Source organism: Pantoea sp. EA-12 (assembly GCF_030053355.1).
GTDB classification, from domain to species: domain Bacteria; phylum Pseudomonadota; class Gammaproteobacteria; order Enterobacterales; family Enterobacteriaceae; genus Pantoea; species Pantoea vagans_C.
This window is the reverse complement of sequence record NZ_JASGBY010000001.1, coordinates 470,125-490,049: the sequence shown is the minus strand read 5'-3', so window position 1 is coordinate 490,049 and position 19,925 is coordinate 470,125. Positions and strand designations below refer to the sequence as shown.

Genomic DNA, 19,925 nt, shown 5'->3' with positions numbered 1-19,925 from the left:
ACCCTACATATTTCAAGCTGCAGGTGCGTTGGCTACGTGCATTCACCTCAGTCACTTACTTCAGTAAGCTCCTGAGGATTCATGCACTTGCCGCCTTACTGAATCTCGAATTATTTTGGGTATATACCCATAAACCGTTTACCTGCAATTATTTCAACTTGCGTAAATTTTTGTCGTGAACAGAAAAATGTGAACAAAAACGCTTCACATTCATAGCATTCACTATAATGTATAGCACAGGCTATATTTCATTGAGGGATGACGATGTTCAAGACAAAGGTCGTATCGGTTGCCATGCTCGTGCTCGCACTGAGTGCCCCCGCTTTCGCTGCAGAAAAACTCAAAGTGGTCACCACCTTTACGGTGATTGCCGATATGGCCCGCAACGTGGCGGGAGATGCGGCTGAAGTGACGTCCATCACCAAGCCAGGGGCAGAAATCCATGAGTACCAACCCACGCCGGGCGATATTCGTCGTGCTCAGGGCGCGAACCTCATTCTGGTCAACGGGTTTAACCTCGAACTGTGGTTCAACCGCTTCTATCAGCGTCTGAAAGGTGTGCCGGAAGTGACCGTCACGGCGGGCATTGAACCGCTTGGCATCACTGAGGGACCCTACAACGGTAAACCCAATCCGCATGCGTGGATGTCACCAGATAATGCACTGATCTACGTCGATAACATCCGCAATGCCTTACAAAAATACGATCCCGCGAATGCCGCCGTTTATCAGGCCAATGCCGAGCGCTATAAAGCACAAATCCAACAAACGCTGGCTCCGATGCGCTCAGCGATCGATCAGCTGCCAGAAAACCAGCGCTGGCTAGTCACTAGTGAAGGGGCGTTTTCTTACCTGGCGCGCGACCTGGGACTAAAAGAACTCTACCTATGGCCGATCAATGCCGATCAGCAAGGCACACCGCAGCAGGTGCGTAAGGTGATCGATGCAGTGAAAGCCAACGCTATCCCCACCATCTTTAGCGAAAGCACCATCTCCGCCAAACCTGCCCAGCAGGTGGCACGTGAAGCGGGGATTCACTACGGCGGCGTGCTGTACGTCGATTCTCTTAGCAACAGCGACGGCCCGGTGCCGACCTACCTCGATTTGCTGCGTGTCACCACGGACACCGTCGCGAAAGGCATTGCTGCCGGGAGCCAAAAATGACCCTCAACGTGCAAGATGTCAGCGTCACTTACCGCAACGGCCACACGGCGTTACGCCAGGCGTCATTCTCCGTGCCTGCGGGGAGCATCGCAGCGCTGGTTGGCGTTAATGGCTCCGGAAAATCCACGCTGTTCAAAGCCATCATGGGTTTTGTGCCGCTCTCAACGGGCCATGTGACGCTGGCGGAGATGCCCGCTAAAACCGCGTTGAAGCGCAACATCGTCTCCTACGTGCCTCAAGCCGAAGAGGTGGACTGGAGTTTCCCGGTGCTGGTGGAAGATGTGGTGATGATGGGCCGCTATGGATACATGAACATGCTGCGTATCCCACGCGCAGAGGACAAACGTAGCGTGGATGAGGCGCTGGCGCGTGTGGGCATGAGTGACTATCGCCATCGGCAGATCGGTGAGTTGTCCGGTGGTCAGAAGAAACGCATCTTTCTCGCCCGCGCACTGGCGCAGAGTGGGCAGATCATCCTGCTGGACGAGCCGTTTACCGGCGTGGATGTGAAAACTGAAGCGGCAATCATCACGCTATTGCAGGAACTGCGCGATGAAGGCCGTACCATGCTGGTCTCCACGCACGATCTCAACGCTATCCCGGATTTCTGCGACCGCTGCGTGCTGGTGAAGAACACCGTGCTGGCCAGCGGTCTGCTCGCTGACACCTTCACGGCGGCCAATCTGGCGCGCACCTTTGATGGTGAATTGCAGCAGAGGAACGCCGCACTTCTGCAAAAAATCGGGGCCAGCCATGTCGTGGATTATTGAACCCTTCGGCTACCAATACATGCTCAATGCCATGTGGATTGCGGCATTGGTCGGGGCGATTTGCGCCTTTCTCTCCTGTTTTTTGATGTTGAAAGGCTGGTCGCTGATTGGCGATGCGCTGTCGCACTCGATTGTGCCCGGCGTGGCGGGGGCTTATATGTTGGGGCTGCCCTTCTCGCTCGGTGCTTTTCTCTCCGGCGGTCTGGCAGCAGGCAGCATGCTGTTTCTTAATCAGCGCACGCGGTTGAAAGAGGATGCGATTATCGGGCTGATTTTCTCCTCCTTTTTTGGCATCGGCCTGTTTCTGGTCTCGCTTAACCCAACTTCGGTCAACATACAAACCATTGTGCTGGGCAACATTCTGGCGGTCGCGCCCGCCGATATCTGGCAACTCGGCGCGATTGGCGTGATTACCCTGACGATATTGTTGCTGAAGTGGAAAGACCTGATGGTCACCTTTTTTGATGAGAGCCACGCGCGCTCCCTGGGCTTAAACACCACGGCGCTCAAGATTCTGTTTTTTACCCTGCTCGCTGCCTCAACGGTTGCCGCGTTGCAGACGGTGGGTGCCTTTATGGTGATTTGTCTGGTGGTCACGCCTGGTGCCACTGCCTACCTGCTCACGGATCGTTTTCCACGCCTGTTAATGATCGCGGTAGCGATTGGCAGTATCACCAGTTTCCTCGGTGCCTGGAGCAGCTATTTTCTCGACGGCGCCACCGGTGGCGTGATTGTGGTAGCGCAAACGCTGGTGTTTCTGGTGGCGTTTACCTTCGCACCTAAACACGGCGTAATGGCTGCACGGCGTCGTGCGCGTCAGGCTCAGGAGATGAACAGCCATGAGTGAAATACTGCTGAGCCCGTTCCAGTTTGAATTTATGAACATGGCGTTAATCATTACCCTGCTGTTGTCGCTGCCGTGCGCCATGTTATCGGCTTTTCTGGTGCTAAAAGGCTGGTCCCTGCTGGGCGATGCCATGAGTCACGCAGTGTTTCCCGGCGTGGTGCTGGCGTGGTGGATCGGCTTGCCCTATGCGATCGGCGCGTTTATTGCCGGAATGCTGTGCGCTCTGGCCACGGGATTTATCAGCCAAAACAGTCGTATCAAGCCCGATACCGTGATGGGCATTGTGTTTTCGGGAATGTTTGGCGCGGGGCTGGTGCTCTATCTGAAGCTGAAACCCGAAGTGCATCTCGATCATATTCTGTTCGGCGATATGCTCGGCATTGCCTGGTCTGATATAGCGCAGACAGCAGCCATCGCGCTGCTGGTGGTGTTGCTGTTAAGCGTGAAGTGGCGCGACCTGCTGCTGCATGCGTTTGACCCGCAACAAGCGCGAGCCTGCGGTATTAACGGCAATTTGATGCATTACGGGTTGCTGTGTTTGATCGCTCTGACCATTGTGGCTGCGCTGAAATCGGTGGGGGTGATTTTGTCGATTGCCATGTTGATTGCGCCTGGTGCGATTGCGTTATTGCTGGCGCGACGATTTTTGCAGGTGATGCTGCTGGCGGTGCTGATCGCTGTTGTGACTGGCGTGTGCGGGGTTTATGCCTCGTTCTTCCTCGATAGTGCGCCCGGACCAACGATAGTGGTGTTGTATAGCCTGTTGTTTGTGGTGACCTTTATTGGGGTGAGCTGGCGCGAACGCACGCGTGCATTGAGCCATTCGTAGCGGTGCAAATTTTTGCGCATTGTCAAAACATGGCACTGCTGTTGGCATGCGCGATAAATCGCACCGCTACGATATGTCACTGTTTTACATCGAACCTTGGGTATAATGTCGCCCCTGATTCACGACGTGAAACCGGCATGAAACTGACCCTCGATAACGATCTCACCGTGCGCAAGCTGCTGATTTTTAGCTGCTATATGGAAAGTGAAAACCTCGCCAGAGCCGCAGAAACCCTTGGGCTGAGCACGGTCAGCGTGCACCGCGCGCTGCATACGCTGGAAGAGAGCCTGCGTTGCCCGCTGTTTGAACACAAAGGCCGTCACTTAGTGGCACTGCCCGCCGCTTGGACGCTGCTTGAATACAGCCGAGAGGCGCTGGCGACACTAAGCCAGGGCATTGATGAGACCCAACGTACCGCGGGAATGGGGCTGGGTAATCTACGCGTGGGAACGCTTTATTCGCTGTCGCTGGAAACCGTGCCGCGCCTGATCATGAAAATGAAACTGCGCCGCCCGGAACTTGAGCTCAATCTCACCATGGGTTCCAACGAGTTGCTGCTGCGCGCACTGAAGGCCAATCAGCTGGATGCCATCATCATTTCAGTCAGTGAAGCAGAGATCGATGACAAGATCTATGAACAGGTCGCGCTGTTTCAGGATGATATTTTTCTCGCCGTCCCTCAGAACGATGACAGCGAAAACAGCGATGACATCGATCTGCGCGCCTACAGCGACAAGGCGTTTGTCTCTCTGGCGGAAGGATTTGCCACCTTTACCGGTTTTCAGGAAGCCTGCCATGTCGCCGGTTTTGAACCCAACATTATCACGCGCGTTAACGATATCTTCTCGATGCTGAGCCTGGTGCAGGCCGGCATGGGTTACTCATTGGTGCCGGGCAGAATGCGCAAACAGTATGAGAACGATCTCCGCTTTTTGCGGCTGGCGGAGCCGTATCAGATGCGCCAACACATCGCCATTGTGTTCCCGCGCAACCGCGAACACGATCCTAACCTGCTAGCGTTAGTTGCCGAAGGACGCATGTTCGCATTGAGCTTGCAGGAAAAAACTCAGCGCGTCCCGGTCAGCCGCTGAAACAGGCGCAGCGCCAGATCCTCACCGTTGCGCTCCAGGGCGAGACACTCTCCCTGACACTGAACACTTCGGGTTAATCCCGTCAGCACTTCACCGGGTGGCATCTCAATCACCAATCTGACGTCCCGTTCTCTGGCTGCCACCATCGCTTCATGCCAGCGAACGCTGTGCGCCATGTTCATCGCCAGATCCTCAGCGATCCGCTCTGGCTGCCACAGCACGCGCGCACTGTTGCCACTTAAATACGCCAGATGTGGACGTTGCACGTTGATGCTGTCCATTGCCGCTTTCAATTGCTGTGCCGGTTGCGCAAGCAAAGCGCAATGCGATGGCACGCTGATCGCCAGTCGCTGCGCGCGCTGTGCACCCTGCGCCAGAGCCTGCTGCGCCACGGCGGCCATTGCAGCATCGCTGCCGGCAATCACAATCTGAGTTTCCGCATTGATGTTGGCAATAAAGCTCTGGCGGTTATCCACCAGCGCTTCAACCTGTGCCAGAGTCATGCCGCTGATGGCGGTTAAACCATAGCCTTGCGGATAGGCTTGCTCCATCAGTTCACCACGCAGCGCCACCAGCCTCAGGGCATCAGCAAACTGCAACGCTCCGGCGATGACGGCCGCAGGATAAGCGCCGATAGACAAACCGCACACCATGTCCGGCTCTACGCCTTTGGCGATCAGCTGTCTCGCAGCTGACACCGCCGTAATCAGCAACGTCAATTGCACCGCACGGGTGTGTTGCAACGCATCGGCGGAGTCCAGTTGCCGGAGTTCATCACCCAGCACCGCATAGGCGGTGTTCCAAGTTTCATCCCGTGGCAAGGCATGCAACATACCAGCACGCTGGGGACCTTGCCCGGGAAAGGTGAAGAGCGTTTTCATGGGTTTTCCTCCGTCCAGGGAAGATCGGTCAGGCGCGGGCCTTGCGCGGTTTTCAATAATACGCGCCCGGCACGCAGCCACTCATTAAGGGCAAAAGCCCCGACCGGGGTCTCAACCTGAGTGTCCACGCGACAGGGCAAACACGCAAGTTGCCGCTGCCATACCGCCAGTTCGTCTGGGTCAAGCGGCAGCGGCGCGCGGATCAGCAGATCAAGGTCGCTGTCCGCGTGCAGCACAGGTAATGACGTTGCCAGGGCAAAACCGGTGCTGCCGGTCACGCCCCAACACCAGGCCCAACGCTGTTGTTGCAGTTGTATCAGTGCCTGCACCGTGGGTAAGGCACGAAACACATGCGATGCAGCGCGATCGACCAGCGTTTCAGGTGCGTCAATACGCACCACATTTTGCGCCTGCACCCAACCTGCCGCGCGCTGATGGCGTGCTGCGCCACGCACGCCAATCGGGATATTGCCTTGCTGCATCCGATCACGCCGCACCACCACCGGCTGCTGTACGCTCCACTGCTGCGCCACCCACGGCTCTTGAATATCGAGCAAGGTGGCATGAGCCTGTAGCCATAGCAGATCGTGAGGGCGGACGTTCATGATTAAATTCCTGCAGTTAAACTAATAAACAGCGGCAGTGACAAAATCGACAGCAGCGAACTGAGCAGCAGTACCGCTTCTGCATCAGGTGACTGCACGCCAAAGCGATTGCCAAACACCACACCAAAGAAGCCAGCCGACAGCGCAATCATCAGAATCGCAGTGATGGCTACGGTACCGTGCAGACCAAACAGCAGCACAATCCCCCATGCTATCGCTGGTTGAATCAGCAGTTTGGTTACAGTCGAGCTGATTACCATACTGTTGATTTTCAACTGACGTGCCGAGAGGATCACCCCAGTGAGGAACAGGGCCGCAGCGGTTGCCGCCAGACCCAGCGGTTTAATCGCCGTCAGTATCAGGTCCGGCATTTTTATGCCGATCGCAGACAACACCACGCCGAGCAGCGGTCCCCAGACAATCGGTTTTTTCACCGAACGCCACATCAAAACGGGTAACATCGCCAGCGTCGAACGCTGTGTTTCTCCAGCGAGGCGCGCCTTTTCACGCTCCAGAATCAGCAGGCAGAACGGCGTCATCAACACTGAACCGCAAGCAATCGAAACCGCCACAGAGAGCGATGTCGCTGAACCTTCTCCCACCACGCTGCCAAGAATGGGTAAGCCCAGGGCGGCATAGTTTGGCAACGCCACGGTTAACGTCAGCACCGCGGCGTCCTGAGGCGATTTTTTGAAGATTTTGGTGGCGACAAAATAGAGCACCGCATAGGCGATCCACATCGCCAGGGTGAGCACCACAATCAATGGCGTCTGCGCCACAATACCATTCCACGGCGTCTGCACCGTGGCACTAAACAGTGCTGCCGGTAAGGCAAAATCCATCACAAAGATATTGAGTAATGAGACGTTTTTGTTATCAACCATTTTGGCTTTGCCGGCCCAAAACCCCAACAGCATGATGATGAAGATCGGGGCGAGCGCATGGAATATCACGTAAGTCATATATCACCTGTTTGTTATTAAAAGAGTGAGTACTGACGCGATGGTGTTGAATTTATCAGTTGCCGCAGAGGCCGGACGCCGCGTGCGTCCGGCATACTGACAGCCGGCAGGTTGATTTAAAGATTTTTATTATTAGGTACTACCAACTGGCACGCAGACGTTCGCGGACCCGTGCCGAACTTTGGCGATTGGCTGCAGCAAGGCGTGATCCTCTGCCCGGCATGCGTCGCGTATCGTCAATCGCTTGTGCCAGGGTGGTTTTAACACGCGCCACATCATCGGCTGCGGGCGCATCAGGATTCGCGATGTCCAACAGCGACGACAGCAAGCCCAGGGTCGCGTAATTGCCGATGTCATAGGCCATTGGCGGCACGCTGGCAGCCAGTTTTTCGAGCGCTTCCACGGTGCGTAACGTGATACGCGCCGCCGAGGCTTTGCCCATCGCATGCACCTGTACCGCCGGGTCGTTAAAGGCAATCAGTCGGTTAGCCTGATAGCCGTGCGCCAAAAACGCACCGGACATCGCTTTGCCCACGATCAGCCCAATCACCGGATGCCCGGCGAGACGAGCCTGTGCATAGGCGCCCGCCGCACCCGCCAGTGCCTGGTGAATACCAAAGCCCTCTTCACGACGACCATATGCCTGACTTGGGACATCAATGACCGCGATAATTGGCCGCTTCACCGTATTGTTGGCGTCTTCAGCGATCGTCTCCTGAACCACTTTTGCCAGCGTCCAGCCCTCCAGCAGGCCCACTTCACCCTGTGCGGCACGCGGATAGCGGTTGTTGGCATCCGGCACGACGGCAATAAAACGCGCGCTCTCACCGTTGAGTTCGGCATCCGCCACCTGTACTGACGGGCAGAGTCCGTTGCGGCGTGCGGCATTGTCGGTGAGTTGGCTGAGCCACAGATCACCACGGCTGTTGTGTGCACTCATGATTTCACCTCCGGTGCAAAGACCTGATGAATGGTGGCCGTACTGGCCTGCTGTGCGGTATCGAAACGGCTTAAACGGTCGAGATAAAAGGCATAATTTTCGCTGCGATGCTGAGCGGGCACGCCTTGTGCTAATGCCTCGTCAACCGCATGTTTGACGGCCTGCACACCATCTTTGACCAGTGCGTCAACCAGCCCACTTTGATAGCGAATCTCGCCGCCGGTCATGCTCCAGATAAATGGACGGTTACGCGAGTCATACTCATCAATTCCCGCCTCCTGTTCGATCACCTGCGGCCCGTTCAGCCCCAGACGCGCTTCTCGGGTGACAATCAAATGGCTGCACAGCGCGGCGGCAATCGACATGCCACCAAAGCAGCCCACGGTGCCGGCGATAATGCCAATCACCGGCGTGTATTGACGCAGATCGACGATCGCGGCGTGAATATCCGCAATAGCGGCCAGACCGAGATTGGCTTCCTGCAAACGCACGCCCCCGGTTTCCAGGCACAGAATCGCTTGTGTTGGCACACCGTTACGGTTGTCTTCCGCCGCCAGCTCCAGCGCACCGGCCATTTTCGCACCTGAGACTTCGCCCATGCTGCCGCCCTGGAAGGTGCCTTCGATGGCAATCACCACGGTGGACTGGCCGTTTAACGTGCCTTTCATCACTACCATGCCGTCATCGGCCTGTGGCACAATGCCCTGTTTCTCCAGCCACGGCGACATCACGCCTTCAAAGGGATCGAGCAGTTCACGTGCGCTGCCGCTGTCCAGCAATGCCAACGCACGCTGACGGGCACGCAGTTCGATAAAGCTGCTGTCATCACGCATGATTCACCTCCTCAAAGACCTGTTCGATGCGAATACGGGCAACGCCCGGCGTGGCACCAAAGTCGTGGATCACCAATTGCCCTGCCGGCAGTTCAGTTAATTCCGCCAGGCGGCTAAACAGCGCATCCCAGCGCGCCTTGCTGTTGTCCACTGAGGTGGTGATGGTGATATTGAGTGACGCACTGCTGTCTGCGCGGTACAGCACTTCCATATCTCCCGATCCCACCACGCCTGCCAGCGCTTGTCCGCTGAGCGTGCGACGTGCCGGGTAAGCTAACGTTATCTTTTCCATAACAACCTCTTAATCAATGAGTGGCGATGCAGACAAACGGTCGATAAACAGCGTGGCGGCCAGTAAATCAGCCGTGCCGCCTGGCGACGCATTCAGCGCCAGCATCGCGCTATCCAGTTGTTCTAATGCCGCACGGCCTGCTGTGGTGGCATACCCACCGGCTTGCAGCACCGCTTGGGCACCACGCTGCATGGTTTGCATACCTTCCAGACCGGCGCGGTTGAGGACGCAGGTGTCGCTGAGCGACGTCATGATGGCCATCAGTGCATCCAGGCGTGCGGCGTTTTCCGCAGCCCCCGCACGGCGGCTGCGCCACAGCTGCGGTAACGCCAGTTGCCTGATGTGGGGAAAGCCCTGCTGTGCCTCTTCACGTGCGCCTGGCACCTGAAAACGATGCACGGCACGCAGCCCCTTGCTGAAGGTTTTGGGAGCCGCACGGTCCGGCAACTGCGCCAGATCTGCGGCGGTCGCGCACAGCAATTCGCTGCTGGCATAACCGCCCTGCATCGCCGCCGCACTGACCAACAGACCCAGCGCCCAAATCGCACCGCGATGAGTATTCACCCCGGCGGTGGCAACCATCATCTGGCGTTCACCTTCACGGCCTAGGCGGCCAATGGTTTCACGCAGCGCCACATCCGCCGGGCGCAGCCAGCTCTGCTGAGCCAGTGCCATAAACGTCGGGGTCAGGCTTCGCGCCGAACGCTCCATCAGTGCCAGCGTCAGATCCTGATGCGCCCCGCTGCCGCGACGGTCCACCAGCCCCGGTTTCGGTGTCAGATTCACCTCTTCAATCAGGCAATCAGTGGCGTGCTGCGCCAGCTGGTGCAGACGACTTTCAACCGATTGCGGCGCAAGTCGTTTCATTACCAGCTCCGGAATTTTGCCGGTGGGTTGTAGAGCCCGTCAGACCATTCAACGAGGTCAGCCACGCTGCCGGCAGCCAGTAACGAACGTGTGGCATCGGCACGGCGAATACCGAGATCTTCCGGGAACACCACTTTGCCGCTGCGGCGAAGTTCAGCCACGCGTTTAGCATCAACGCCCAACCCGATATCGGTAATCCCCGCCACTGCCGCCACCATCGCGCGGCGCTCTTCGAGATCCTGTGCGCGATAGAGATAAGCAATGCCCTCTTCGGTCAGCACATGGGTGACGTCATCGCCGTAAATCATCACTGGCGCCAACGGCATACCGGCATTTTTCGCCACCTCGATGGCGTCGAGTTTTTCCACGAAGGTGGGTTTGACCCCCGCCTGGAAAGTTTCGACCATCTGCACCACCAACTTGCGGCCACGCTCCATGGCATTTTCGCCATTTTTCATCGCCAGCCAGGCGGCGGTGGCATGGCGGCGTCCGTGCGGATCGTGCCCCATATTCGGTGCGCCACCGAAGCCAGATAGACGTCCACGAGTCACGGTGGAAGAGTTGGCCAGGCCATCAATTTGCAGCGTCGAGCCGATAAACATATCCACGGCGTACTGGCCTGCGAGCTGACACATGGCGCGGTTAGAGCGCATTGAGCCGTCAGCGCCGGTAAAGAAGATGTCCGGACGGGCGCGGATATACTCTTCCATACCCAATTCACCACCAAAGCAGTGCACGCTCTCCACCCAGCCGCTCTCAATCGCCGGGATCAACGTCGGATGCGGGTTCAGCGTCCAGTGCTTACAGATTTTGCCTTTCAGACCGAGCTGTTCGCCGTAGGTCGGCAGCAGCAGTTCGATGGCGGCCGTATTGAAACCAATACCGTGATTAAGCGATTGCACATGATGCTCGGCGTAGATGCCTTTGATCGCCATCATCGCCATCAGGATGTGTTCTTGCTTAATCAGACGCGGATCGCGGGTAAACAGCGGTTCGATAAAGAAGGGTTTGTCGGCGACCACCACGTAATCAATCCATGAACCTGGGATATCGACGCGCGGCAAATCACACTCGTCATCCACCAGTTCATTCACTTGGGCAATCACGATGCCGTCGTGGAAAGCGGCCGCTTCGACCAGTGCGGGCGTGTCTTCGGTACTCGGCCCGGTATAGAGGTTGCCTTTGCGGTCGGCTTTATACCCAGCGATCAGCGCGACATTCGGCGCTAAATCGACGTACAAACGGGAGTAGAGCTCGATGTAAGTGTGAATGGCACCGATTTCCAGCTGATCATCTTCCAGCAATTGCGAAATGCGCAGGCTTTGCGTGCCGGAGAAAGAGAAATCAAGTTTGCGGGCGATGCCCTTCTCAAAGATATCGAGGTGTTCACTGCGCCCGACGCTGGGCATGATCATGTGCAGGTTATGCACTTTTTGCTGGTTGACCTCAGCCAGCATGCGAGAAAGGAAATCGGCCTGTTTCTGGTTGTTCCCTTCCAGCACCACCCGGTCGCCAGGCGAAATCAACTTTTCCAGCATCTCAACCATTTGGTCGGTGGGTAACACTTTGCCCTGCACCGGCAAGGACGCCTGCCGCCGCTGTTTTTCCATGCGGCGCGTGTTCCACACCCGCGCCCCTTGTTGTCCTGATGACATGACTAACCTCCTGAATGAGCGAATCTCATGATGACGTCAACTCAGCAAAGTGTGGTCTTCAACGGCATAGGCATCAATCAACCTGACGGGTTGATCGTTAGCCTGAGAGTAATGATTAGAGGTGTGGAAGTTTGCGGTTGATCAACGATTTTTACACATGTTTGTGAGCCGTGTTTAATATCTACGACTCAACTTAGATTTGCATAACCAGTTGATCTTATTTGTATTGTTGCAAGGTTTTCTGAGGATTATACTTTCATCTTCCCTGTCACCACTCTTGAGCGATCTAATGAACCGATACCATGTTTCCAGTAGTGAGGGGAAGTTTGAGAAGGGTTCTGGCGAGCAGGTTTTGTCAAACAGGTTAGGCATTACTGATGTGGAAGAAATAGACGGCGCCGAGTTAGTGCTGCTTGAGCAACTTTATCGCAATATTTTTGAAGAACAATTTCCATTAGGGCCAATCTCCGTTGAGATGATTAAAAGATGGCATCATCGCTGGTTGGGCAACATATACGAATGGGCCGGACAGGAGAGGACGGTCAATATCAGTAAAGGCGGCTTTATGTTTGCTCCTTCAGCACAAGTTCCTAAACTGCTGAATGATTTCGACGCCAAATACCTCGCTCTTTTCACACCCTGTTCGAAGATGAAAAAAGAACAGCTGATCGAAGCCATCGCCATCATCCATGTAGAACTGATACTCATCCATCCCTTTAGAGAAGGTAACGGGCGATTATCAAGATTATTGGCCGACGTCATGTCGGTTCAGTGTGGATACAAACCGCTGGATTATCAGAGTTGGGAGCAGAATAAATCTCAATACATCGCAGCTATTCATGCTGGTATATCAATGAACTACGAGCCCATGAAATATTGGGTGCATGAAGCACTCAGAAAGGATTAAGCAAGGCGAAGGTGTGCAAATTTTTTACGAACAGCCTCTAAAGAAGCTTCAATCTTGGCAGAGGGCTGTCCCGTTTCAACAGCCGTTGAGGTTGCGACAGAACGCGCGATATCGCTGCGGGAAGGTTTGGCGTAAGTGACCGATTCTTTGGTGTTTTTGCTCATTACGTCCTCTCAACAGGTATTTACGGTAGTGTAATGCGTGCGGAAGAAAGTATATCAAGCTTCCCAATCAACATCACATATTTCCATTAAACCAAAGGGGCTAAGCCCCTCTATATGATTCTCACTCACACGAACGTCAGTTTTGAGCACGCGCCAGGACCCTGACGCGTGCATTAATGCTACAACGGTTTATGTGCCGTCTCTTTCGCTTTCCACAACGCAAACAGCGTAATCAGCAGCGCAAGGCTGACATACAGCGATACCCACACTGTGCTGCCCATCTCTTTAAACAGCGATGTGATGATGAGCGGCGCAAAACCGCCGCCCACAATACCAGCCAGGGTATATGCCAGTGACGAACCAGCGTAGCGCACATGGCTCGGGAACTGCTCGGTGACAAAAGCCGCCTGTGGGCCATACATCATGGCGTGGATCAACAAGCCGCCGATCACCGCCAGCACAATCAGCACCGGTTGTGTGCTGTCGAGCAGTACGAAGAACACAAATGACCAGACGATAGCCAGCAGCGCTCCGATGATATACACCGGACGGCGGCCCCACTTATCCGACAACGCGCCAAACATCGGAACGGTGATGGCATTGCCTATCGCGCCTAACATGGTAGCCATCAGCGCCAGTGGACGCGGCAGTTGCAGCACCGTGGTAACATACGTCAGCGTGAACACCACCACCAGCGCGTAGAGCACATCAGAACCGATGCGCGAACCACCCGCAATCAGCAGCTGTTTCGGGTACTTCACGAAAACTTCTTTTAAGGGTGTATGCGTGGTTTTCTCCGCCGCTTGCATCGCGACAAAGGTCGGCGTCTCTTCGACACCACGACGTAACCACAGACCAAACATCACTAATAGCAAGCTCAGCAGGAACGGGATGCGCCAGCCCCACGCCTGAAACTGCTCGGCGCTCATCAACACCGTGACTAACGTGATAAATCCGGTGCCAATCAGCGTTCCGCAGGAAGGCCCAACCTGGGCAAAAGAGGCGTTACGGCCACGCTTATCGGCATCACCGTGCTCCATCGAGAGTAAAACCGCCCCCGCCCACTCACCACCCAGCGCAATCCCCTGCACAAAACGCAGTGCCACCAGCAAGATGGGACTCCAGACGCCCCACGCCGCGTAGCCAGGCAGCACGCCCATTAACGCGGTGGTCACGCCCATGATCACCAGCGTGATGATCAACACCGCTTTACGGCCCGCCACATCCCCTAAGTGGCCGAAGACAAAGCCACCCAGCGGTCGGGAAATATAGCCGACTGCGTAAGTTGAGAAGGCCAGAATGGTGCCGACCAAAGGATCGAAGCTCGGGAAAAACACATGGTTAAACACCAGCGCCGCCATGATGTTGTAAACGGTAAAGTCATACCATTCCAGCGCAGTGCCGATAGAGCTGGCAGCCGCAAGGCGACCGGTTTTCGAGGTGCTGCGCTTATCGCGCACCGTCTGCTGCAACGAAGAATCTGTATTAGCCATGTGCCAACTCCTGTTTGGTTAACTGCCAGCCAAGGGCATAACGTTGAACATCACCCGCCAGCGCGGCGGCAGCGGTTGCCGCCAGTTGGTCGCAACTTTGTGCGTCACGGCAGTGAATCAGCAGCATCGGCAACATCGAACGTGCCTCTTTCGGCTCCATCGGCAATGGCGAACTCAGTTCGGTATCCGGAGTGAGCAAACTGGAGGAGATATAGCCCGGCGTTTGGTTGATCTGCTGCTGCCATGCCGTTAACGCTGCACTATCGAAACCCTTGAGCGTTACGACAGCCAGGTTGTTGCCCGTGCCTTTGCCATGACAGTGGGTGACGGCACTGACCCGGCGCATAGGGTTAATCATCTTTTGCAGATTTTTCACCGACCACGCGGTTTGGCGTGTGAATGCCGCGTGATAATCCGCACTGGTGAAGGCCTCCAGCGATTCGGTCTCGTACAAACCTAAATACTTACGGTCGGCGTTGACTGCCTGGTAACGTGTGCCGCTCAAGAAGCCGCTGATCGCCACGCGCTCCTCTACGTGTTCAATGTCATACCACTGGTTAAAGTCCGCTTCATCTTCCGCGCCGATGTTGGTGGCGACAAACAGCATGCCGTGGGGTTGAGTCATTATCAGGATCTCCAGTTAAGGGCAGTTTCCACAGCAAGTGACCAGCTGATTAAGCGGGCATCATCACCATGAACAGAAGCAAGGCTTAGGCCAACCGGCGCACAACCGGTTTGATGGCAAGGTAGGGAGACGGCACAGCCGTCCAACATATTGATCACGCTGGTGTTGCGTAACATCAGCGCGTTGACCTCCATGTACCGTTGCGCGTCATCGAGGGATGCGATGGTGGGTGCAATGCAGGGTACGGTCGGCATCAGTACGGCATCAAATCCCGCCAATGCGGCGTTGATACGCTGCTGCCAGTCTGCACGTTGCTGATAGAGTTCTGCGGCATCCTGTTCCGTCAGGTGGCTGCCGCGCTGCACGCGGGCCAGCACTTGCGGGTCATAAGCGTCTGGCTGCGCCTGCGCCGTTTGTTGATGCCACTGCCACGCCTCATACGCCGTAATACCGCCACGGGCGTTCATGGTGTTCAGCTCATTCAGTTCAATCAGCGGGATGTCCACCAGCGTGGCACCGGCTTGCCTGAGCGTATGGATTGCCTTTTCCCAGGCTTGCGCCACTTCGCTGTCCAACCCATCCAGCACGCGGGTTTGCGGTATCGCAAAGCGTGCATTCCGTAAATCCACCTGCTGTAACGCCAGCGGCTCATCAGCAATCACACCGTCGAGCAACCAGCAGCTGTGCACGTCATGTGCGATGACCCCGATGCTGTCGAGAGAAGCAGAAAGCGGTAAGGTGCCCGCCTGATTGATACGGTGAGCTGTGGGTTTGAAACCGGTCAGCCCGCAAAGCGCGGCAGGGATACGCACCGAACCGCCCGTATCCGTTCCAATTGCGCCCAGGCACATGCCATCAACCACCGCTACCGCTGCACCGGATGACGAACCGCCGGGGATACGCTGTTCCGCACGCTGCCAAGGGTTTGCAGGGGTGCTGTAATGCGGGTTGATGCCCAGCCCCGAGAAAGCAAACTCGGTCATATTGGTTTTGCCAACAATCGCGGCACCGGCCAGATGGAGACGTTCAACCACGCTCGCGTTCACCGCTGCTGAGGGAGCGTCCTGTAACAGCCTGGAGCCCGCCGTGGTGGCCTCGCCCTGTACATCGAACAGATCTTTGATGCTGATGGGCAATCCATCAATGGCGCTGCGTGCCTGTTGTGCTTTCCAGCGTTGGCCTGCAGCTGAAGCTTGCTGTGCCGCTTGTTCTGCATAGTGTCGGGTGAAAACGCGTGCACCCTCTTTTTCAGGATCCTGTGCCGCCAGTAACGCCGATTCAGTGAAGGTTTCTGGGCCGGTATCACCCGCCAGCAGTTGTTGGCTGGCCTGCCAAAGTGTGGTCATCTGCGAACTCCTTATGCCACCACCGGCAGTGCGCCGGTGCAGTAAGCGTGTTCCAGCGTGCGGTTCAGCACCGGATCGTGCAGCGCCATACGGAATTCACTGGCTGGGCGAATACCTCCAATGGCGCCCAGGGTGCCACACGACATCGCCACGCCCTCTTTTGCCTCTTCACCCTCCAGATATCGCGTCATCAGATCTTGCGGCGTCAGCAGCGAGGCCAAAGAACCTTGCTGATATACCACCCATTCGCCCTGCTCTTGAATCCATGAGGTCAGTTCCAGCGAATCCCAGTGTTCTACGACATCACTCATGCGCCAGGCATGACGAGCAACCGGTTTAATACACGCCTGCTTGGAGAGCGCCACGCTGAAGGTTTCCAGATAGCGGTCGGTATGATCGGAGGTTAATGAAACCCACCATTCGCCCTGATGGAAAAACACGAAAGGCTCGGCTTCGCCGGAGGTTTCTTCACCCACCACTTCCAGCGAGGATTGCTGGCTGAGCTGATTGGTGGCCACGCGATAAAACAGCGGCACTGCACCAGGAGCGGGCACGCCAAGCGCCTCAAGCTCCCTGATATGGTGCATGACGGCATCCATGTCGCGCCCTGCCCAGCCTGCGACAATGAAACGATTGACCTCAACATCTAGCGTGGTAGCGGCGTTATCGCCTGTTGTGAACTGCAGGTGCATGAGAAGATCTCCGTTTGAAAAATTACTGTGAAATTTCACTGTGATTTCAAACTAGCGATTTTCATGCCACTTTTTTGTGTAATATGTCTCAAAGGTAAAAAAAGGAATGTTGTGATGAGTGAGTCAGTGACCGAAAATGTGAACCCAGCCAGTCCGGAAAAGAGCCTTTCGTTAAATGAACAGGCCTATCTGGCGTTCAGACACAAGCTCATCACGCTACGCTACAAACCCGGTGAATATTTAAATACCGCTCAGGTCATGGATGATCTGGATATGGGGCGCACGCCCATCAACCAAGCCATTCATCGTCTGGCAACCGAGGGTTTGCTGCAGATCATTCCCCGCAAAGGCGTGATGGTCGCCCCGCTGTCGATTGACGACGCGCTGGAGCTCATTGAAGTGCGATTGGTCAACGAAACGCTGTGTGTTGAACTCGCCAGCCAAAAGGCGCTGGCGTCACAGATTGATCAGTTACGTGACCTGAATCAGCAAATTGCCCGGGCGAGCGAATCCCGTAGTAAAGAGAAGATGATGCTACTGGACCGTGAGTTTCATCAGGTGCTGGCGGATATTGCCGGAAACAGCCGACTCGCCGATATTCTCAGTGTGATCCATGCGCAGGCACAGCGATTCTGGGCAACAACGTTATCGAATGTTGTGCATATGGATGAGGTGATCGCAGAACATAACGAGATTATTGATGCGCTGGCATCCGGTGATACGCAACGTGCTGCCGATGCGGCACGCGCGCATATTTTTTCGTTTAAACGCGCCCTGCTTTCCACCTGATAACGCATCATTTATTCCTCTGCCCAACGACTGTCCTCTCCTGTTGCTCATGTGGTGCAAAATGCACCACAACACAGCAATGTCACCTCGCCATTCAAACTGTAAAATCATCGTGTTGCGCTAACTCGTTATTAATTAACTGATTAATTCACACCCTTCCGAATGGCACATTTTTTGCTCAATTTAATTATCTGATTAATTAAATCCGTGGCAGTCGCCACATTCACGCCAACACCAGGAGAACGTTATGACGGTCGATGAAGCGATAGCGCTGTTTGACGCGCAACGCGAAAAGATCTGGTTTGATCAGCCGGCAGAAATTGCCGCACTCGGCAGAGGTGAAGTCCCACGTGGCACCGGCGCACGGGGGCAATACCTCAGTACCATCATCTTTGCCGAAGGGGAAACCCGTACGCTGGCCGATGAGATGCTGTGGGGTTTGATTCGTGTCGGTGAGGACAATCCCGATGCAGATTTACGCACGCTGCAACTGCTGATCAAAGAAATTATGGGCTACAAAGCTAACTTCTTTGATTTTGTCAGCCTGCCTGAAGCGGCAGAGATGCTGCACCTCTACGTAAGAGTGGCTGGAGAATGTGAAACCCTCGCCGATCTGGTGCGCCTTTCGCACAGCGCCCTCTCCTGGGCCAACCGCCTGCATATGTGGGTTGATTTCATTCTTCCCTGGGGTCTCGGGGACGGTTTTCGTCGCGTTAAAGCCTAATTGGGGGAGAAAGAATAATGAAACTGGCTATGCATGTTGCCGATCAAAAGATCTGCGTGATCGAAGTCTGGGAAGACAAAGTGCCGAACCTGGCTCAGGTCCTGCGAGACAAACTGCCGCTTAAAAGCGTGTTGCAGCACGGTAAGCTGATTGGCGACATGGTGTTTTTCACCCTGCCGATCGTCGCGCCTTGGGAAAACAAATATCTGACACAGGATGTGGGGAAAGAGCGCCGTGAGAAATATGGCGAGGTGACAGGCGCCGTTTGCTATTACAGCCCGCGTCAACAAATGTGCGTGGTGTATGGCGATGACACTGCCGATGAACCATTACCCATCTCATACATCGGCGAAGTGATCGAGGGCAAGCTGGAACTGCGCGTCACCGGTTTGGAAACCTGGTTTGACCAAGGCCGCATTGTTGAACTGAGTATCATCGATTAATCATTTAGCAGCGCCTTCAGGGCGCTGTCTATCTGTGCGGATTCAGACACGAATCTTGCGGGCGCACCGGCACAGTGACCATAAGGCGAATCGATCACCCTTAATTCGCCTTTTTTTAACATCGCCACTTCTAATCTCGCCTCTTCAAGCGTGAAATAACGATCGCTGGCACAAGGCATCACAATGCAACGGGCGTGAATTCGGTTGAGTGCAGCACGCCAGTCACCTTGTGCTAACTGTCCAACATCCGCGTGATACCAACAGTCGAGTGCGCACAGTAAATCATTGGCATCCAGGGCCTGGTGATCCTGTTCCCAATCCACCAGCAAATCTTCAAGCGATTCAAATCCCAAATCTTGCCAACGCGCCTCACGAAAAAAAGCGGCTGAATAGGCCCAACCTGCGTAAACGCGCCCAAATGCCGCCAGTCCTCGCAAAGGAGGCTGCTGATAATATCCATCAGCAAATTGCGCATCACAGCGAAGTGCTGCACGAACACCTTCCAGAAAGACCTGATTATTGGGCCAGCAACGTGCCGAGCCGCACACCGCCAGCAGCGTTTTCACCTGCTCCGGACGCGCCACCGCCAGATGCCACGCTTGCATCGCGCCCATCGACCAACCATAAACGAGCGCGATCCGGCGAATCCCCAAGTACCCGAACAACAACTTTTCCTGCGCCTGTAAATTGTCAACCAGCGTCACTGTGGGAAAAGCCGGCCCAGCCTGCACAGAGGATGTTGAAGGCGATGAAGAAACACCGTTGCCCAATTTATTGATCAGAACAATAAACCACCGTGAGGGATCGAGTGTTTTCCCCTCGCCGATCAGCGATACGTAGCTTGCATGTGTCCCGCTGTAGTAACTGAAAATCACCACTGCATTGTCACGTGCGTCATTGAGCTGGCCGAAAGTTTGATAGCCAATTTGCGTATTGAGCAGTGTTTTTCCACTCGCCAGCGCTAAATCACCCGCGGCATAAAAAGCGCATAAACCCATGCTTATCT

The 19,925-nt window shown here is 55.4% G+C and carries 23 protein-coding genes; 9 read left to right on the top strand and 14 right to left on the bottom strand.

Annotated features, from left to right (window positions below):
* Positions 1-264: 264 nt before the first annotated feature.
* The 5 genes from QMZ30_RS02295 (at position 265) to QMZ30_RS02275 (ending at position 4,701) form a co-directional block, all read left to right on the top strand.
* Positions 265-1,164 (top strand): metal ABC transporter substrate-binding protein, encoded by a 900-nt coding sequence (locus tag QMZ30_RS02295; protein ID WP_283226213.1) that lies wholly within the window; start codon positions 265-267, stop codon positions 1,162-1,164.
* A complete protein-coding gene (locus QMZ30_RS02290; protein ID WP_283226212.1) occupies positions 1,161-1,934 on the top strand; it encodes a manganese/iron ABC transporter ATP-binding protein in 774 nt (257 codons plus the stop codon). The genes QMZ30_RS02295 and QMZ30_RS02290 overlap by 4 nt, the downstream gene beginning before the upstream one ends.
* The gene (sitC, locus tag QMZ30_RS02285) at positions 1,918-2,781 is read left to right on the top strand and encodes an iron/manganese ABC transporter permease subunit SitC (protein WP_283226211.1); all 864 of its coding nucleotides are present in this window, start codon (positions 1,918-1,920) and stop codon (positions 2,779-2,781) included. Before QMZ30_RS02290 ends, sitC begins: the two co-directional genes overlap by 17 nt.
* Positions 2,774-3,610: a metal ABC transporter permease gene (locus QMZ30_RS02280; RefSeq protein WP_283226210.1), complete on the top strand. Its 837-nt coding sequence runs from the start codon at positions 2,774-2,776 to the stop codon at positions 3,608-3,610. Before sitC ends, QMZ30_RS02280 begins: the two co-directional genes overlap by 8 nt.
* Before the next feature lie 137 nt (positions 3,611-3,747).
* Positions 3,748-4,701, top strand: a complete 954-nt coding sequence (locus QMZ30_RS02275; protein ID WP_283226209.1) for a LysR family transcriptional regulator — start codon at positions 3,748-3,750, stop codon at positions 4,699-4,701.
* Here QMZ30_RS02275 and mdcH read toward each other — a convergent pair.
* From mdcH to mdcA, 8 genes are all read right to left on the bottom strand, one after another.
* Positions 4,677-5,582 carry a malonate decarboxylase subunit epsilon gene (gene mdcH / locus QMZ30_RS02270; protein WP_283226208.1) on the bottom strand — a complete coding sequence of 302 codons (906 nt, stop codon included), beginning with the start codon at positions 5,580-5,582 and terminating at the stop codon, positions 4,677-4,679. The two genes, QMZ30_RS02275 and mdcH, sit on opposite strands and share 25 nt — an antisense overlap.
* On the bottom strand, positions 5,579-6,187 hold the full coding sequence (locus QMZ30_RS02265; protein ID WP_283226207.1) for a malonate decarboxylase holo-ACP synthase: 609 nt from the start codon (positions 6,185-6,187) through the stop codon (positions 5,579-5,581). The genes mdcH and QMZ30_RS02265 overlap by 4 nt, the downstream gene beginning before the upstream one ends.
* Before the next feature lie 2 nt (positions 6,188-6,189).
* Positions 6,190-7,149, bottom strand: coding sequence for an AEC family transporter (locus QMZ30_RS02260; RefSeq protein WP_283226206.1), 960 nt, complete (start codon positions 7,147-7,149; stop codon positions 6,190-6,192).
* A gap of 139 nt (positions 7,150-7,288) precedes the next feature.
* On the bottom strand, positions 7,289-8,089 hold the full coding sequence (gene mdcE / locus QMZ30_RS02255) for a biotin-independent malonate decarboxylase subunit gamma (protein WP_283226205.1): 801 nt from the start codon (positions 8,087-8,089) through the stop codon (positions 7,289-7,291).
* The gene (locus QMZ30_RS02250) at positions 8,086-8,922 is read right to left on the bottom strand and encodes a biotin-independent malonate decarboxylase subunit beta (protein ID WP_283226204.1); all 837 of its coding nucleotides are present in this window, start codon (positions 8,920-8,922) and stop codon (positions 8,086-8,088) included. The genes mdcE and QMZ30_RS02250 overlap by 4 nt, the downstream gene beginning before the upstream one ends.
* Complete coding sequence (gene mdcC, locus QMZ30_RS02245; RefSeq protein WP_058972598.1) at positions 8,915-9,214, bottom strand: malonate decarboxylase acyl carrier protein; 300 nt, start codon at positions 9,212-9,214, stop codon at positions 8,915-8,917. The genes QMZ30_RS02250 and mdcC overlap by 8 nt, the downstream gene beginning before the upstream one ends.
* A gap of 9 nt (positions 9,215-9,223) precedes the next feature.
* On the bottom strand, positions 9,224-10,081 hold the full coding sequence (locus QMZ30_RS02240) for a triphosphoribosyl-dephospho-CoA synthase (RefSeq protein ID WP_283226203.1): 858 nt from the start codon (positions 10,079-10,081) through the stop codon (positions 9,224-9,226).
* A complete protein-coding gene (gene mdcA / locus QMZ30_RS02235; RefSeq protein WP_283226202.1) occupies positions 10,081-11,736 on the bottom strand; it encodes a malonate decarboxylase subunit alpha in 1,656 nt (551 codons plus the stop codon). The genes QMZ30_RS02240 and mdcA overlap by 1 nt, the downstream gene beginning before the upstream one ends.
* A gap of 289 nt (positions 11,737-12,025) precedes the next feature.
* Here mdcA and QMZ30_RS02230 point away from each other — a divergent pair, with 289 nt between their 5' ends.
* The gene (locus QMZ30_RS02230) at positions 12,026-12,643 is read left to right on the top strand and encodes a Fic/DOC family protein (protein WP_283226201.1); all 618 of its coding nucleotides are present in this window, start codon (positions 12,026-12,028) and stop codon (positions 12,641-12,643) included.
* On the opposite strand, the gene QMZ30_RS02225 is transcribed toward QMZ30_RS02230, so the two are convergent.
* The 5 genes from QMZ30_RS02225 to QMZ30_RS02205 all read right to left on the bottom strand — a co-directional run bounded on the left by QMZ30_RS02225 (position 12,640) and on the right by QMZ30_RS02205 (position 16,963).
* Positions 12,640-12,807 (bottom strand): hypothetical protein, encoded by a 168-nt coding sequence (locus tag QMZ30_RS02225; protein WP_283226200.1) that lies wholly within the window; start codon positions 12,805-12,807, stop codon positions 12,640-12,642. The two genes, QMZ30_RS02230 and QMZ30_RS02225, sit on opposite strands and share 4 nt — an antisense overlap.
* A gap of 179 nt (positions 12,808-12,986) precedes the next feature.
* Positions 12,987-14,300, bottom strand: coding sequence for an MFS transporter (locus tag QMZ30_RS02220; RefSeq protein WP_283226199.1), 1,314 nt, complete (start codon positions 14,298-14,300; stop codon positions 12,987-12,989).
* Complete coding sequence (locus tag QMZ30_RS02215) at positions 14,293-14,925, bottom strand: DUF4286 family protein (protein WP_039332560.1); 633 nt, start codon at positions 14,923-14,925, stop codon at positions 14,293-14,295. The genes QMZ30_RS02220 and QMZ30_RS02215 overlap by 8 nt, the downstream gene beginning before the upstream one ends.
* Before the next feature lie 2 nt (positions 14,926-14,927).
* Entirely contained in the window at positions 14,928-16,271 is a 1,344-nt protein-coding gene (locus QMZ30_RS02210) for an amidase (RefSeq protein WP_283226198.1), read from the bottom strand.
* A gap of 11 nt (positions 16,272-16,282) precedes the next feature.
* Complete coding sequence (locus QMZ30_RS02205) at positions 16,283-16,963, bottom strand: DUF2848 domain-containing protein (protein ID WP_283226197.1); 681 nt, start codon at positions 16,961-16,963, stop codon at positions 16,283-16,285.
* A gap of 114 nt (positions 16,964-17,077) precedes the next feature.
* On the opposite strand from QMZ30_RS02205, the gene QMZ30_RS02200 reads away from it, so the two are divergent.
* From QMZ30_RS02200 to QMZ30_RS02190, 3 genes are all read left to right on the top strand, one after another.
* Positions 17,078-17,752 carry a GntR family transcriptional regulator gene (locus QMZ30_RS02200; RefSeq protein ID WP_283226196.1) on the top strand — a complete coding sequence of 225 codons (675 nt, stop codon included), beginning with the start codon at positions 17,078-17,080 and terminating at the stop codon, positions 17,750-17,752.
* Positions 17,753-17,999: 247 nt separating this feature from the next.
* Positions 18,000-18,476, top strand: a complete 477-nt coding sequence (locus QMZ30_RS02195; protein WP_283226195.1) for a cucumopine synthase-related protein — start codon at positions 18,000-18,002, stop codon at positions 18,474-18,476.
* Positions 18,477-18,493: 17 nt separating this feature from the next.
* Positions 18,494-18,919: a DUF3830 family protein gene (locus QMZ30_RS02190; RefSeq protein ID WP_283226194.1), complete on the top strand. Its 426-nt coding sequence runs from the start codon at positions 18,494-18,496 to the stop codon at positions 18,917-18,919.
* On the opposite strand, the gene QMZ30_RS02185 is transcribed toward QMZ30_RS02190, so the two are convergent.
* Complete coding sequence (locus QMZ30_RS02185) at positions 18,916-19,917, bottom strand: alpha/beta fold hydrolase (RefSeq protein ID WP_283226193.1); 1,002 nt, start codon at positions 19,915-19,917, stop codon at positions 18,916-18,918. The genes QMZ30_RS02190 and QMZ30_RS02185 overlap by 4 nt on opposite strands.
* Positions 19,918-19,925 lie beyond the last annotated feature (8 nt).

Bases quoted from the DNA above. Each gene is read 5' to 3' on its own strand.
- QMZ30_RS02295 (WP_283226213.1), top strand. From the start codon at position 265: ATGTTCAAGACAAAGGTCGTATCGGTTGCCATGCTCGTGCTCGCACTG.
- QMZ30_RS02290 (WP_283226212.1), top strand. From the start codon at position 1,161: ATGACCCTCAACGTGCAAGATGTCAGCGTCACTTACCGCAACGGCCAC.
- sitC (WP_283226211.1), top strand. From the start codon at position 1,918: ATGTCGTGGATTATTGAACCCTTCGGCTACCAATACATGCTCAATGCC.
- QMZ30_RS02280 (WP_283226210.1), top strand. From the start codon at position 2,774: ATGAGTGAAATACTGCTGAGCCCGTTCCAGTTTGAATTTATGAACATG.
- QMZ30_RS02275 (WP_283226209.1), top strand. From the start codon at position 3,748: ATGAAACTGACCCTCGATAACGATCTCACCGTGCGCAAGCTGCTGATT.
- mdcH (WP_283226208.1), bottom strand. From the start codon at position 5,582: ATGAAAACGCTCTTCACCTTTCCCGGGCAAGGTCCCCAGCGTGCTGGT.
- QMZ30_RS02265 (WP_283226207.1), bottom strand. From the start codon at position 6,187: ATGAACGTCCGCCCTCACGATCTGCTATGGCTACAGGCTCATGCCACC.
- QMZ30_RS02260 (WP_283226206.1), bottom strand. From the start codon at position 7,149: ATGACTTACGTGATATTCCATGCGCTCGCCCCGATCTTCATCATCATG.
- mdcE (WP_283226205.1), bottom strand. From the start codon at position 8,089: ATGAGTGCACACAACAGCCGTGGTGATCTGTGGCTCAGCCAACTCACC.
- QMZ30_RS02250 (WP_283226204.1), bottom strand. From the start codon at position 8,922: ATGCGTGATGACAGCAGCTTTATCGAACTGCGTGCCCGTCAGCGTGCG.
- mdcC (WP_058972598.1), bottom strand. From the start codon at position 9,214: ATGGAAAAGATAACGTTAGCTTACCCGGCACGTCGCACGCTCAGCGGA.
- QMZ30_RS02240 (WP_283226203.1), bottom strand. From the start codon at position 10,081: ATGAAACGACTTGCGCCGCAATCGGTTGAAAGTCGTCTGCACCAGCTG.
- mdcA (WP_283226202.1), bottom strand. From the start codon at position 11,736: ATGTCATCAGGACAACAAGGGGCGCGGGTGTGGAACACGCGCCGCATG.
- QMZ30_RS02230 (WP_283226201.1), top strand. From the start codon at position 12,026: ATGAACCGATACCATGTTTCCAGTAGTGAGGGGAAGTTTGAGAAGGGT.
- QMZ30_RS02225 (WP_283226200.1), bottom strand. From the start codon at position 12,807: ATGAGCAAAAACACCAAAGAATCGGTCACTTACGCCAAACCTTCCCGC.
- QMZ30_RS02220 (WP_283226199.1), bottom strand. From the start codon at position 14,300: ATGGCTAATACAGATTCTTCGTTGCAGCAGACGGTGCGCGATAAGCGC.
- QMZ30_RS02215 (WP_039332560.1), bottom strand. From the start codon at position 14,925: ATGACTCAACCCCACGGCATGCTGTTTGTCGCCACCAACATCGGCGCG.
- QMZ30_RS02210 (WP_283226198.1), bottom strand. From the start codon at position 16,271: ATGACCACACTTTGGCAGGCCAGCCAACAACTGCTGGCGGGTGATACC.
- QMZ30_RS02205 (WP_283226197.1), bottom strand. From the start codon at position 16,963: ATGCACCTGCAGTTCACAACAGGCGATAACGCCGCTACCACGCTAGAT.
- QMZ30_RS02200 (WP_283226196.1), top strand. From the start codon at position 17,078: ATGAGTGAGTCAGTGACCGAAAATGTGAACCCAGCCAGTCCGGAAAAG.
- QMZ30_RS02195 (WP_283226195.1), top strand. From the start codon at position 18,000: ATGACGGTCGATGAAGCGATAGCGCTGTTTGACGCGCAACGCGAAAAG.
- QMZ30_RS02190 (WP_283226194.1), top strand. From the start codon at position 18,494: ATGAAACTGGCTATGCATGTTGCCGATCAAAAGATCTGCGTGATCGAA.
- QMZ30_RS02185 (WP_283226193.1), bottom strand. From the start codon at position 19,917: ATGGGTTTATGCGCTTTTTATGCCGCGGGTGATTTAGCGCTGGCGAGT.